This is a genomic window from Streptomyces sp. NBC_01017 (assembly GCF_045162795.1).
In the GTDB taxonomy this organism is placed as follows: domain Bacteria; phylum Actinomycetota; class Actinomycetes; order Streptomycetales; family Streptomycetaceae; genus Streptomyces; species Streptomyces machairae.
The window spans coordinates 5,443,059-5,456,414 of record NZ_CP108683.1 but is presented as its reverse complement, the minus strand read 5'-3'; the positions used below and the strand labels follow the sequence as shown (position 1 = coordinate 5,456,414).

11 protein-coding genes are annotated in these 13,356 nt (G+C 70.6%); 7 read left to right on the top strand and 4 right to left on the bottom strand.

What is annotated here, in order from left to right; all coding sequences use genetic code 11:
- Nucleotides 1–4: 4 nt before the first annotated feature.
- The gene (locus tag OG331_RS24860) at nt 5–994 is read right to left on the bottom strand and encodes a hypothetical protein (RefSeq protein ID WP_406199922.1); all 990 of its coding nucleotides are present in this window, start codon (nt 992–994) and stop codon (nt 5–7) included.
- 155 nt (nt 995–1,149) lie between these two features.
- Here OG331_RS24860 and OG331_RS24855 point away from each other — a divergent pair, with 155 nt between their 5' ends.
- Nucleotides 1,150–1,689 (top strand): bacterial proteasome activator family protein, encoded by a 540-nt coding sequence (locus OG331_RS24855; RefSeq protein WP_328425801.1) that lies wholly within the window; start codon nt 1,150–1,152, stop codon nt 1,687–1,689.
- A gap of 81 nt (nt 1,690–1,770) precedes the next feature.
- Here OG331_RS24855 and OG331_RS24850 read toward each other — a convergent pair whose 3' ends face one another.
- On the bottom strand, nt 1,771–3,423 hold the full coding sequence (locus OG331_RS24850; RefSeq protein ID WP_406199920.1) for a protein kinase domain-containing protein: 1,653 nt from the start codon (nt 3,421–3,423) through the stop codon (nt 1,771–1,773).
- Between the two features lie 353 nt (nt 3,424–3,776).
- Here OG331_RS24850 and OG331_RS24845 point away from each other — a divergent pair, with 353 nt between their 5' ends.
- From OG331_RS24845 to OG331_RS24830, 4 genes are all read left to right on the top strand, one after another.
- Complete coding sequence (locus OG331_RS24845; RefSeq protein WP_406199917.1) at nt 3,777–5,336, top strand: protein kinase domain-containing protein; 1,560 nt, start codon at nt 3,777–3,779, stop codon at nt 5,334–5,336.
- 442 nt (nt 5,337–5,778) lie between these two features.
- Complete coding sequence (gene pdhA, locus OG331_RS24840; protein WP_363034996.1) at nt 5,779–6,954, top strand: pyruvate dehydrogenase (acetyl-transferring) E1 component subunit alpha; 1,176 nt, start codon at nt 5,779–5,781, stop codon at nt 6,952–6,954.
- A gap of 1 nt (nt 6,955) precedes the next feature.
- The gene (locus OG331_RS24835) at nt 6,956–7,945 is read left to right on the top strand and encodes an alpha-ketoacid dehydrogenase subunit beta (protein ID WP_406199914.1); all 990 of its coding nucleotides are present in this window, start codon (nt 6,956–6,958) and stop codon (nt 7,943–7,945) included.
- Nucleotides 7,946–7,955: 10 nt separating this feature from the next.
- Nucleotides 7,956–9,362: a dihydrolipoamide acetyltransferase family protein gene (locus tag OG331_RS24830; RefSeq protein ID WP_406199912.1), complete on the top strand. Its 1,407-nt coding sequence runs from the start codon at nt 7,956–7,958 to the stop codon at nt 9,360–9,362.
- A 67-nt stretch (nt 9,363–9,429) separates the two neighbouring features.
- Here OG331_RS24830 and OG331_RS24825 read toward each other — a convergent pair whose 3' ends face one another.
- Nucleotides 9,430–10,305: a D-alanyl-D-alanine carboxypeptidase family protein gene (locus OG331_RS24825; RefSeq protein WP_406199909.1), complete on the bottom strand. Its 876-nt coding sequence runs from the start codon at nt 10,303–10,305 to the stop codon at nt 9,430–9,432.
- 236 nt (nt 10,306–10,541) lie between these two features.
- Here OG331_RS24825 and OG331_RS24820 point away from each other — a divergent pair, with 236 nt between their 5' ends.
- Both OG331_RS24820 and OG331_RS24815 read left to right on the top strand, forming a co-directional pair.
- Nucleotides 10,542–11,204: a GntR family transcriptional regulator gene (locus OG331_RS24820; protein WP_406199907.1), complete on the top strand. Its 663-nt coding sequence runs from the start codon at nt 10,542–10,544 to the stop codon at nt 11,202–11,204.
- On the top strand, nt 11,201–12,514 hold the full coding sequence (locus tag OG331_RS24815; protein WP_406199905.1) for a nitrate/nitrite transporter: 1,314 nt from the start codon (nt 11,201–11,203) through the stop codon (nt 12,512–12,514). The genes OG331_RS24820 and OG331_RS24815 overlap by 4 nt, the downstream gene beginning before the upstream one ends.
- A 13-nt stretch (nt 12,515–12,527) precedes the next feature.
- On the opposite strand, the gene OG331_RS24810 is transcribed toward OG331_RS24815, so the two are convergent.
- Nucleotides 12,528–13,328: an SAM-dependent methyltransferase gene (locus tag OG331_RS24810; protein ID WP_406199903.1), complete on the bottom strand. Its 801-nt coding sequence runs from the start codon at nt 13,326–13,328 to the stop codon at nt 12,528–12,530.
- Nucleotides 13,329–13,356 lie beyond the last annotated feature (28 nt).

The following is a 13,356-nucleotide window of genomic DNA, read 5'->3' as shown; positions in this document are numbered from 1 at the left end:
CCCGCTAGCCGCGCCGCAGCCTGAGACCCACGAAGGCGAGGCCCAGGCCGAGCCCGATGAGCACGAGCCCGGTGCCGAGGGGCAGGACCTGCAGTACGGGTTCGGCGCGGTCCTCGGCGTGCGTGACGGGCCGGGGTACGGCGTGGGTCGCCGGGGCGGAGGCGTCTCCGGCGGCCTCCGAGCTCTCCGTCGCCGTACCCCCGTCGTCCTCGCCCGCCGACTCCGGCCGCGTCGAGCCGTCACCCTCCCCGCGGTCGGGCTCCCGCCCCGTCACCGCTTCCTCGTCCTCCAGCGGCCCCTTCTCCCGCCCGGGCCGCTCCCGCCCCTCACCGGCCCGGCTCCCGGCCCGGGACGGCCCGTCGGAGGGGCTGGGGCGGAAGGCGCCGGGGCCGTGGGCCGTGGAGGTGGGCGTTGCCCCGGACTTCATGTCCCCGTCCGACTTCCCGACCTCGTCCGACTTCCCGACCTCCCCGTGCTTGCCGGATTTCCCGGACACCGTGGGGGAGGCGGAGGCGCCCCCGGACGCCGGGGGCGAACCGGAGGAGGGCCCGGACTCGGGGTCGGAGCCGACGGAGCCCTCGGACGCCGTTGCAGGGGAACCCGAGGGCCCGGAGGAGGCCGGGGGTGCCGCCGCGGAGCCGGAGGGGCCACGGGAAGCGGCAGCCGGGCCGGGCCGGGGCGTGCTTGTGGGGCCGTAGGAGCCCCTGGACTCGCCCGTGGAGCGGGAGATGGCCCGGGACCCGGCTGTGGAGTCGGCGGAACCCCTGGACCCGGCTCCGGAGTCGGCGGAACCCCTGGACCCGGCCCTGGCATCGGAGGAAGCCCCGGACGGGGCAGCGCCACGCCCGCCATCGAAGCCGTACGCCATCACGGACCCGCCCGGCCCCAGGAGCAGCCCCAACGCCAGCACCCCCAGCACTCCCGCGGCGCGCAGCTCCCGCGGTCGCCCCCGCCCTGCCCGCCCCGCCCGTACGGCCCCCAGCCATGAAGTCATGGCACAAGCCTCACAGGACCTGGCAAACCTGGCATTTCGGAGGCCGCCACCCGACCGAACCGAGCCTGACGGAATCTCCCGCCCCGTAAACGGTGGATCACCCCACACGGGGGGCACCACGATGATGAGCTGTACGGGTGCGAGAGAATGGCGGCATGGAGATGCCGAGGAACGAACGGTCGTCGGAGAACCCCCAGATCCTGGTCGTGGGCCAGGACGGGATGGCCATCGGCGGCGGAGGCGACGAGGACTCCCGCGAGGTTCCGGTGACGGAGATGGTCGAGCAGCCGGCGAAGGTCATGCGGATCGGAAGCATGATCAAGCAGCTGCTCGAAGAAGTCCGCGTGGCGCCGCTGGACGAGGCGAGCCGCGTCCGGCTCAAGGAGATCCACGCCAGCTCCGTGAAGGAGCTGGAGGACGGCCTGGCCCCGGAACTCGTCGAGGAGCTGGAGCGGCTGTCCCTGCCGTTCACGGACGAGGCGACACCGAGCGACGCGGAACTGCGTATTGCGCAGGCCCAGTTGGTCGGCTGGCTGGAGGGCCTGTTCCACGGCATCCAGACCACGCTGTTCGCCCAGCAGATGGCCGCGCGGGCCCAGCTGGAGCAGATGCGCCGCGCCCTCCCGCCGGGCGTCGGCGGCCCCGAGGACGGCGAGCAGCACCCGGGCGGCCGCTCGGGCGGACCGTACCTGTAGGACACACCCGACTTGTAGGACACCCGCCGCGTACGCGAAGGGCCCGGCAGCCGATGCTGCCGGGCCCTTTCGGTTACGGGATCAGTCCGAGTCCGGATTGCCCGTCGAGACCGTGAACTTCATCTCCGGCGGGTCGTCCGGGTCGAAGTCCGTACCCTTCTCGGGCGACTGCCGCATGACGGTGCCCTCGCCCCAGGTGTTCTCGTCGACGTCGACCTTCTCGACGTCCCACCCGGCGGCCTTGAGGCATTCGACGACCGACGGCCAGTACTTGAAGGTCATGTCCGGCATCGTCACCTTGTCGGGGTCGAGGTACGACTCCCGCGGCTCGGTGCACTCGGTCGTCTCGACCGTGTTCGTGCTGTCGCCCGCCCGGTATCCCGCCGCCTTCGTCGCCGACTCCGAGGCGGTCGTGCCGCCGCTGCCGCCACTCCCGCCCCCGTCGTCCTCGGTGCCCCCGCCCTTCAGCGTCAGGGCCGCGATCAGGCCGCCCACAGCGACGACGGACACGATGATCGAGCCGATGATCATCGGCCGGTTGCTCCTGCCGCCGCCCGAAGTGGGCCGCGTCTGGGGCGACATGGTGTACGGCGCCGGGGTCGGGTGGCCCGGCTGCGGGGAGTACGACGCCGGAGGCGGCGTCTGGAAGCCCTGCTGCTGCGGGTAGCCGTATGCCGGCGAAGGCATCGACGGCGGCGGGGTGCCGTACGGGTTCGGGGCCGGCGTCTGCTGGTACGGCGCCTGGACGGGGCCCGCGGGCGGGGGCGTCTGGCCGACCGGCGGGAACACCGAGGCGCCGACGCCCTGGCCGCTCTGCGTCTGCGAGCCCGGCACGATGCTGGGCGGGGCCGCCTGGAAGGACGCGGCCACGCGCAGGCACTCGTCGCGCATGGACTCGGAGCTCGGGAAGCGCTCGTTCGGGTTCTTCTTCAGCGCGCGGGCGATCAGGGCGTCCACGGCCGGCGGCAGGGCGCTGTTGATCGAGGACGCAGCGACCGGCTCCTCCTGCACGTGCGCGTAGGCGATCGCCAGCGGTGAGTCGGCGTCGAACGGCAGTCGTCCGGTGACCAGTTGGAACAGCATGATGCCGACCGAGTAGAGGTCGGAGCGGGCGTCCACGGCCCGGCCCAGCGCCTGTTCCGGCGAGAGGTACTGCGGGGTGCCGACCACCATGCCGGTCTGTGTCATCGACGTCACACCGGACTGCATGGCGCGCGCGATGCCGAAGTCCATGACCTTGACGACGCCGCGCTTGTTCATCATCACGTTGCCCGGCTTGATGTCCCGGTGGACCAGGCCCATCTCGTGGCTGATCTCCAGCGCCGCGAGCACATCCGCGGTGATCTTCAGCGCCTTGTCGGCGGACATCGCGCCGAACTGCCGTACGTCCTCGTCGAAGACGGAGCTGAGGGGCCGGCCCTCGATGTACTCCATCACGATGTACGGCGTCGTCATGCCGTCGACTTCGTCCTCGCCGGTGTCGAAGACCGAGACGATGTTGGTGTGCGTGAGCTTCGCCACGGCCTGGGCCTCGCGGCGGAAGCGCTCGCGGAAGGCCTGCTCGCGGCCGAGTTCGGTGTGCAGCGTCTTGACCGCGACCTGCCGGTCGAGCACGGAGTCGTAGGCGAGATGCACGGCTGCCATGCCGCCCTGGCCGAGCAGGTCGCGCAGCTGATAGCGGCCGCCGGCCAGCGACCGCCCCGCGTTCTGGCCCTGTGCGCCGTCCTGGCTCATGTTCTGCGTCCCCCGTAACCCTCTCGGGCGCCTGCGATTGCCGTGGATCGAGTGATCCCGAGTGATCCAATGTGGTATTCCCGGCCAAGTCTGCCCCACGGCACTGACAGGTCAAGCGCGGTGCCCGTTCCGTGACCGTACGCGAAGGGAGCGTCGCGGAAGCGTTACAGGGGCTGTACGGCCGGTGCACAGAATTTGCACGACGGGACGGGGTAACGGTTTGATGGCCGGTCCGTCTTCGTCAGGCCGGGGCCACCGTCTCGGACCGACGGCTTGCTCCGAGCCTGTAGCGTGGCCGACGGAGACCGTAACAACACCGCGCGCACCGCGGGCAGAAACGACGGCGAGGACCGATGGCACAGCAGCAGCGCGCTCAGGGCCCGTCCGACCCCGAGGCGGCTGGCGGCGGTATGTCAGACGCGCCGGAAATGTGGGGTAATGGCGGACTTGTCGGGGATGGCCGATATCGGCTGACCCGCAGACTCGGCCGGGGCGGCATGGCCGAGGTGTTCGCGGCCGAGGACGTACGCCTCGGACGCACCGTGGCGGTCAAGCTGCTGCGCTCCGACCTCGCCGAGGACCCCGTCTCCAAGGCCCGCTTCACGCGCGAGGCCCAGTCGGTGGCCGGACTCAACCACCATGCGATCGTCGCCGTGTACGACTCCGGCGAGGACGTCGTGGGCGCGCACAGCGTGCCGTACATCGTGATGGAGATCGTCGAGGGCCGCACCATCCGCGACCTCCTCCTCAACGCCGAGGCGCCCGGCCCCGAGCAGGCCCTGATCATCGTCTCCGGTGTCCTGGAGGCCCTCGCCTACTCGCACCAGCACGGCATCGTGCACCGCGACATCAAGCCCGCCAACGTCATCATCACGCACAACGGCGCCGTGAAGGTGATGGACTTCGGCATCGCCCGCGCCCTGCACGGCGCGCAGTCGACGATGACGCAGACCGGCATGGTCATGGGCACCCCGCAGTACCTGTCGCCCGAGCAGGCGCTCGGCAAGGCGGTCGACCACCGTTCCGACCTGTACGCGACGGGCTGCCTGCTCTACGAACTCCTCGCGCTGCGCCCGCCGTTCACCGGCGAGACGCCGCTGTCGGTGGTCTACCAGCACGTCCAGGACATCCCGACCCCGCCGTCCGAGACCTCCGACGCCGTGCCGCCGGAGCTCGACGGCCTGGTCATGCGCTCCCTCGCCAAGGAGCCGGACGACCGCTTCCAGACGGCCGAGGAGATGCGCGGCCTCGTCCAGTACGGCCTGCAGATGCTGTACGACCAGGGCGGCCACACCGGCACCTGGAACACCGGCCCGGTGACGATGCACGAAGGCCGGCACACCCCGGCCGCGGGCTTCGCGAACACGACCGTCATGGGGCACCCCGGCGACTCCGGCTCCGGCACGACGCAGATCCCGCAGCCGATCATGCCCTCCGGGTACGGCGGAGACGACGGCGGCTTCGAGGGGCGCGGCAACAGGGGCAGCGGCCGCGGCAAGCTGTGGATCCTCGCCGTCCTCGCGGTGATCGCCATCGCGGCGGGTGTCGCGCTGGCACTGAACAACGGCGGCGGTGGCGGCGGCGGCAAGGACACCAAGGACACGCCGACCACCTCGCAGACCACCGACGAGGACAAGGCCACCGACGAGCCGACGGACGAGCCGACCGAGGAGCCGACCGACGAGGTCACGGACGACGGCTCCGGCACGGGCACCGACCCGGACTACACGCCGTCGGACACGCCCACGTCCTCGCCGACCGACGAGCCGACGGAGGAGCCGACCGAGGAGCCGACGGAGGATCCGACCACCACCGAGCCGACGGACGAGCCGACCACCACCGAACCGACGGACGAGCCGACCGAGGACCCCACACTGCCGACACCGCCGACGGGCGGCGTCGAGGGCGGCTGACCCCTTCCTGGCGCAAAACAGCCTGTACGCGCGCGTGCGGCCCGGCAACGGGCTGCACGCGCGCGTGGCGTTTTCAGGACATATCGGCCGACCGGGTGGTGCTCCGAGGACACCCCCGGCTGGGATCTCACGTCCGGCGACTCTTCCCGTGTCCTGGGTCACCGATATAACGTGCCGTTGTTCCGGCCCCCTGCAAGGCTGTGACCAGGACTTGTTCCCGACTTTCGCGATTTACTTGGAAATCCAAGCAAAATCGCAGGTCAGGAGGGGTTTCACAGAAATGTGGAGCACTGGGTAACGTGCCTATTGCAGGGCGCTCGCCGGGGCACCTGTCACGCCTGTCCCCCAACGAGCCGCACCCACCCTGTGCGTCCGTAGGGCTTCAGGTGAGCCGCACTGGCACCCGGCGAACCCGGGTAGCCGGACCGACGGAGGAGCACACGTGACCGTGGAGAGCACTGCCGCGCGCAAGCCGCGACGCAGCGCCGGTACCAAGAGCACGGCCGGCAAGACAACCGCAAGGAAATCGCCGAGCACGGACCCCGAGCTCGTGCAGTTGCTGACGCCCGAGGGCAAGCGCGTCAAGAACGCCGAGTACGACAAGTACGTCGCCGGCATCACCCCCGAAGAGCTCCGCGGCCTCTACCGCGACATGGTGCTCACCCGCCGCTTCGACGCCGAGGCCACCTCCCTGCAGCGCCAGGGCGAGCTGGGCCTGTGGGCGTCGCTGCTCGGTCAGGAGGCCGCCCAGATCGGCTCCGGCCGCGCGACCCGCGAGGACGACTACGTCTTCCCGACCTACCGTGAGCACGGCGTCGCCTGGTGCCGCGGGGTCGACCCGACCAACCTGCTGGGCATGTTCCGCGGCGTGAACAACGGCGGCTGGGACCCGAACAGCAACAACTTCCAGCTGTACACGATCGTCATCGGTTCCCAGACGCTGCACGCGACCGGCTACGCGATGGGTATCGCCAAGGACGGCGCCGACAGCGCGGTGATCGCGTACTTCGGCGACGGCGCCTCCAGCCAGGGCGACGTCGCGGAGTCCTTCACCTTCTCCGCGGTCTACAACGCCCCCGTGGTGTTCTTCTGCCAGAACAACCAGTGGGCGATCTCCGAGCCGACCGAGAAGCAGACCCGGGTGCCGCTCTACCAGCGCGCACAGGGCTACGGCTTCCCCGGCGTCCGCGTCGACGGCAACGACGTCCTGGCCTGCCTGGCCGTGACGAAGTGGGCGCTGGAGCGCGCCCGCAACGGTGAGGGACCGACGCTCGTCGAGGCGTACACGTACCGCATGGGCGCCCACACCACCTCCGACGACCCGACGAAGTACCGGGCCGACGAGGAGCGCGAGGCCTGGGAGGCGAAGGACCCGATCCTGCGCGTTCGCCGGTACCTCGAGGCTTCAAACCACGCGGACGAGGGATTCTTCGCGGAACTGGAGACCGAGAGCGAGGCGTTGGGCAAGGGAGTGCGCGAGGCGGTCCGTGCCATGCCGGACCCGGACCACTTCGCCATCTTCGAGAACGTGTACGCGGACGGGCATGCGCTCGTCGACGAGGAGCGCGCCCAGTTCGCCGCCTACCAGGCGTCGTTCGCGGACGTAGAGGGGGCCTGACATGGCAGCGGAGACAGTCAAGAGCATGGCTCTTGCCAAGGCGATCAACGAGTCGCTGCGGCACGCGCTCGACTCGGACCCCAAGGTCCTCATCATGGGCGAGGACGTCGGCAAGCTCGGCGGCGTCTTCCGGGTCACCGACGGCCTGCAGAAGGACTTCGGCGAGAGCCGGGTCATCGACACCCCGCTGGCCGAGTCGGGCATCGTGGGCACCGCGATCGGCCTGGCCCTGCGCGGCTACCGCCCCGTGGTGGAGATCCAGTTCGACGGCTTCGTCTTCCCGGCCTACGACCAGATCGTCACGCAGCTCGCGAAGATGCACGCGCGCTCGCTGGGCAAGGTCAAGCTCCCGGTCGTCGTCCGCATCCCCTACGGCGGCGGCATCGGTGCGGTCGAGCACCACTCGGAGTCGCCGGAAGCCCTCTTCGCGCACGTGGCCGGCCTGAAGATCGTGTCGCCGTCCAACGCGTCGGACGCGTACTGGATGATGCAGCAGGCCATCCAGAGCGACGACCCGGTGATCTTCTTCGAGCCCAAGCGGCGCTACTGGGACAAGGGTGAGGTCAGCACCGAGGCGATCCCGGGCCCGCTGCACAAGGCGAAGGTCGTCCGCGAGGGCACGGACCTCACGCTGGCCGCGTACGGCCCGATGGTGAAGCTCTGCCAGGAGGTCGCCGCCGCGGCCGCCGAGGAGGGCCGGAACCTGGAGGTCCTGGACCTGCGCTCGGTCTCCCCCCTGGACTTCGACTCGATCCAGACGTCGGTCGAGAAGACCCGCCGTCTTGTGGTGGTCCACGAGGCCCCGGTGTTCTTCGGCTCGGGCGCGGAGATCGCCGCCCGGATCACGGAGCGCTGCTTCTACCATCTGGAGGCCCCGGTGCTGCGGGTGGGCGGTTATCACGCCCCGTATCCGCCGGCGCGTCTGGAGGAGGAGTACCTGCCGGGCCTGGACCGGGTGCTCGACGCCGTCGACCGTGCCCTGGCGTACTGAGGAGAGGGTCGTGACGACGATGACGGAAGCGTCCGTGCGCGAGTTCAAGATGCCCGACGTGGGCGAGGGACTCACCGAGGCCGAGATCCTCAAGTGGTACGTCCAGCCGGGCGACACGGTCACCGACGGCCAGGTGGTGTGCGAGGTCGAGACGGCCAAGGCGGCCGTCGAGCTGCCCATCCCGTACGACGGGGTGGTCCGCGAGCTGCACTTCCCCGAGGGCACCACAGTGGACGTCGGTACGGCGATCATCGCGGTGGACCTGGCGGGCGGGGCGGCACCCGCCGCTGAGGCGCCGGCCGCGCAGCAGGAGGCCGCTCAGGAGGAGCCCAAGCCGGAGGGGTCCGGCCGCCAGCCGGTCCTGGTCGGCTACGGCGTGGCCCAGACCTCGACGAAGCGCCGCCCGCGCAAGGGGGCCGACGTCCCGCACCAGGAGCCCTCGACGCCGGCGCAGGCACTGCAGTCCGAGCTGAACGGCCACGGCCCGGCGCCGGCGGTGCCGTCCGACCGACCGCTGGCCAAGCCGCCGGTGCGCAAGCTGGCGAAGGACCTGGGCGTCGACCTGGCCACGGTGACTCCGACCGGCCCCGACGGCATCATCACGCGCGAGGACGTCCACGCGGCGGTGGCCCCGTCCGCGCCGGCCGCCGAGCCGGTGCCCCAGGCCGCCCCCGCCGCCGCCCCGGCGCCGATGGCCGCGGCCACGTACGACACGGCCCGTGAGACCCGTATCCCGGTCAAGGGCGTCCGCAAGGCGACGGCGGCGGCGATGGTCGGTTCGGCGTTCACGGCGCCGCATGTCACGGAGTTCGTGACGGTGGACGTGACGCGCACGATGAAGCTGGTCGAGGAGCTCAAGGCGGACAAGGAGTTCGCGGGCCTGCGCGTGAACCCCCTGCTGCTGATCTCCAAGGCCCTGCTGGTCGCGATCAAGCGCAACCCGGAGGTCAACGCGTCCTGGGACGAGGCGAACCAGGAGATCGTGCAGAAGCACTACGTCAACCTGGGCATCGCGGCGGCGACCCCGCGCGGCCTGATCGTCCCGAACATCAAGGACGCCCACGCCAGGACGCTCCCGCAACTGGCCCAGGCGCTCGGCGAGCTGGTGTCGACGGCACGGGACGGCAAGACGACCCCCGCCGCGATGCAGGGCGGCACGGTCACCATCACCAACGTCGGCGTCTTCGGCGTCGACACCGGCACCCCGATCCTGAACCCCGGCGAGTCCGCGATCCTCGCGGTCGGCGCGATCAAGCTCCAGCCGTGGGTCCACAAGGGCAAGGTGAAGCCGCGTCAGGTCACCACGCTGGCGCTCAGCTTCGACCACCGGCTGGTGGACGGCGAGCTGGGCTCCAAGGTGCTGGCGGACGTGGCGGCGATCCTGGAACAGCCGAAGCGGCTGATCACCTGGGCGTGAGCCACGGGCAACAGCGAAAGGGGCGGCCACTGTCGAGTGGCCGCCCCTTTGCGTGTGACGCGGGGTGTCAGCTGATCTTGGCGTAGCCGTAGTTGATCAGCTTCTTCACGTCCGCCGTGCGGTTGGCCTCCGAGGAGGCGGTCAGCACGGCGCCCATGACCTGCTCGCCGTTCATCGTGGCGGCGAAGACGAGGCAGTACTTGGCCTCGGTGCCGGAGCCGGTCTTGATGCCGAGCGTGCCGTTCCAGCCGAGCAGCGCGTTGGTGTTCTTCCACGCCGCCATCGTGCGGGTGGAACCGGTCTTGGTGATCGTCTTGGCCGTGTACGACTTGGTCTTCACGACGCTCTTGAACGTGGAGCTCTTCATCACGCTGCGGGCGAGCTTCGTCAGGTCGCGCGGCGTCGAGGCGTTGGAGCCGTTGCTTATGCCGTCGAAGGAGTCGAACTTCGTGTTCGTCATGCCCAGGCTCTTGGCCATGGTGTTCATCTTGCCGATGAAGCTCTTGGTGCGGGCCGCGACCGTCGAGCCGGAACCGAACTTGTCGGCGAGGGCCATCGCGGCGTCGCAGCCGGAGGGCAGCATCATCCCGTACAGCAGCTGACGGACGGTCACCTTGTCGCCGACGATCAGGTGGGCCGTCGACGGGTAGCCCTTGCGGACCATGTAGTCGCTGACCTCCTTCTTGATCGTCACCTTGGTGTCCAGGTTCAGGTTCGACTGCGACAGCACGACCTTCGCGGTCATGATCTTCGTGGTGGAGGCGGTGAGCCTCTTGGTGTCAGCGGCCTTGGTGAAGAGCGTCGTGCCGGTCGCGCTGTTCATCAGGTACCCGCCCTTGGCGGTGATGGAGGGCGCCGTCACGGCCTGCGCGGGAGCCGCGGTGAGGGCTCCGGTCACGAGCACGGCACCGGTCGTGACGGCGACGGCTGCGGCTCTGCGCATGCGGAGGCCCTGGGTGGCGGTTATCAACTTAAATACCCCGATTACGTCGAATGCCCCGAAAGTGCGGCCGAGTTGGAGAGGGAAGAAAGTGGGGCCGCACGTGTGTGACACGTAATTAACACAGAAGGTTGTGCACCAGATGCGGCAGGTGCCGCGTCTTTACCCAGGGATTCCTTTTGGGGTCCGCATGATGGACGCGGACCGCCATGCGTACGTGTTGTATCTATGCTGTGGCCATGCCTTCCGCCCCGCCCGCCCCGCTCAAGCAGCCACCCGCCGCCGACCGCGTCTACACCCACGTCAAACAGGGCGTCCTGGACCGCCGTTACGAGGGCGGCACGCTCCTCACCGAGGGCGAGCTGGCCGAGGCCGTGGGGGTCTCGCGCACCCCGGTGCGGGAGGCGCTGCTGCGGCTGGAGGTCGAAGGGCTGATCAAGCTCTACCCGAAGAAGGGCGCACTGGTCCTGCCGGTCTCCGCACAGGAGATCAAGGACGTGGTGGAGACGCGGATGCTCGTGGAGGAGCACGCGGCGCGCAAGGCCGTGCCCGCGCCCGCCGGGCTCATCGAGCGCCTGGAGGAACTGCTCGCCAAGCAGAAGGCACAGGCCGCCGCCGGTGACCTCGCCGGGGCCGCCGTCACCGACCGGTGCTTCCACGTGGAGATCGTCCGCAGCGGCGGCAACGAGATCCTGTCGCGGCTGTACGACCAACTGCGCGACCGGCAACTGCGGATGGGCGTGGCCGTCCTGCACTCCCACCCCGACCGGATCGCCAAGACCCTCGTCGAGCACGAGGAGATCCTGCAGGCCCTGCGCTCCGGGGACGCCGAGGAGGCCGTCGGGATGGTCCACCGGCACATCGGCTGGTTCTCGCATCTGGCGCGGGGTGAGGAGCGATGAAGGCCGCCGCGTTGCCGGGCGGCCCTCCCCCGGAGGGGGCACCCCCAGGCGGCCGCCGCGCCGTCGCCATCTGGGGCATAGGCGTCTCGGTCTACTTCGTCGCCGTCATCTTCCGTACGTCCCTCGGGGTCGCCGGCCTCGACGCGGCGGACCGCTTCGACGTGAACGCCTCGGCCCTGTCGACGTTCTCGATCCTCCAACTGCTCGTCTACGCGGGCATGCAGATACCCGTCGGCCTGCTGGTCGACCGGCTCGGCACCAAGAAGGTGCTGGCCATCGGCGTGGTGCTGTTCACGGCGGGCCAACTCGGCTTCGCCTTCTCGCCGTCGTACGGCACGGCCCTCGCCTCGCGTGCCCTGCTGGGCTGCGGCGACGCGATGACGTTCATCAGCGTGCTGCGGCTCGGCACCCGCTGGTTCCCGGCCCGGCGCGGCCCGCTGATCGCCCAGCTCGCGGGACTTGCCGGCATGGCGGGCAACCTCGTCTCCACGCTGGTCCTGGCGCGGCTGCTGCACGGGGTGGGCTGGACGGCGGCGTTCGCGGGCAGCGCGGCCGCCGGTGTCGTCGTACTCGTCCTGCTGCTCCTGTTCCTGAAGGACCACCCCGAGGGGCAGGAACCGGAACCGCCCGCGCACCGGGGATCGGCGTACGTACGACGCCAGATAGCCGCGTCCTGGCGGGAGCCCGGCACCCGGCTCGGGCTGTGGGTGCACTTCACGACGCAGTTCCCGGCGATGGTGTTCCTGCTGCTGTGGGGCATGCCGTTCCTGGTGGAGGCGCAGGGGCTGTCCCGGGCGACGGCCGGTGAACTGCTCACCCTGGTCGTCCTGTCGAACATGGTCGTGGGCCTCGTCTACGGCCAGGTCGTCGCCCGGCACCACGAGGCGCGGCTCCCGCTGGCGCTGGGCACGGTGGGAGCGACGGCGGTGCTGTGGGCGACGACACTGGCCTGGCCCGGTGCGACGGCGCCGATGTGGCTGCTGATCGTGCTGTGCACGGTGCTCGGGGCGTGCGGGCCCGCCTCCATGCTCGGCTTCGACTTCGCGCGGCCGGCGAACCCGCCGGAGCGTCAGGGGACGGCGTCCGGGATCACCAACATGGGCGGTTTCGTCGCCTCGATGACGACACTGTTCGCGATCGGCGTGCTGCTCGACGCGACGGGGGACGACTACGCCGTCGCCTTCTCGGCGGTGTTCGTCCTCCAGGCCCTGGGCGTCAGCCAGATCCTGCGGCTGCGCGGGCGTGCGGAGCGCAGGGAGAGGGAACGGCTGGTCGCCAGCAGGGTGGAGACCGTACACGTGCCGGCGTAGCCGTCAGGGGACGTCAGCCGCGTACGGGTACGAGCGTGAGGTAGGCGATCCCGAGCACCCCGCGGTAGCTCATCCACTGGGCGCGATGCCGGTCGAGGCGCTCGCGCGTCTCGGCCGCGAGCGGGTGACCCGGGTGTTCGGCCAGCCAGATCTCCACGTCCGCCTGGTACGCCGACTCGAACTCCTCCCACTCGCCGAGGGTCGCCGTCTCCGTCCACTCCGGGCGGAAACCGGCGTCGACCGCGAGGTCGAGCAGGGTGGCGAGGTCGTGGTGGTCGGTGGGGGCGGCTCCGGGCCACATGCCGGAGAGCTCGGCAGCCGTCGGGGTGCGCTGCCAGAAACCCTCCCCGAGCAGCACCCGTCCGCCATCGGCGACCAGGCCGCGCAGTTCGCGCAGGGCATCCATGAGGAGCTGGGGCGGCTCTGCCGAGCTCAGGGCCTGGCTCGCCCCGACACACAGCACCAGGTCGGCCGGACCGCGCGAGGTCCCGACCGCGGACTCCTCGACGAACTCGGCCCTGCCCGCCAGCCCTCGGGCCTCGGCAAGGCGGCGGCCCCGCGCGAGATCCTCGGCCCTGATGTCGATGCCGACCCCCGTCGCCTCGGGCGCGGCCGACAGGACGCGCAGCATCAGCTCACCCCAGCCGCAGCCGATGTCGAGGACCGACGTGGGGTTCGTGCGGGTGAGCCGCTGGACGAGACCCTGCGCCCGTGCCTCGGACAGCGGACCGTGGAAGGTCAGCCGGGTGAGGCGGGGCGGTTCGTCGGTACGGGGGCCGGGGGCGGCCTCTGTTTCAGTTGTCGTGTCAGTCACGGCAGGCACGCTAACCCCGCGTCCCCTG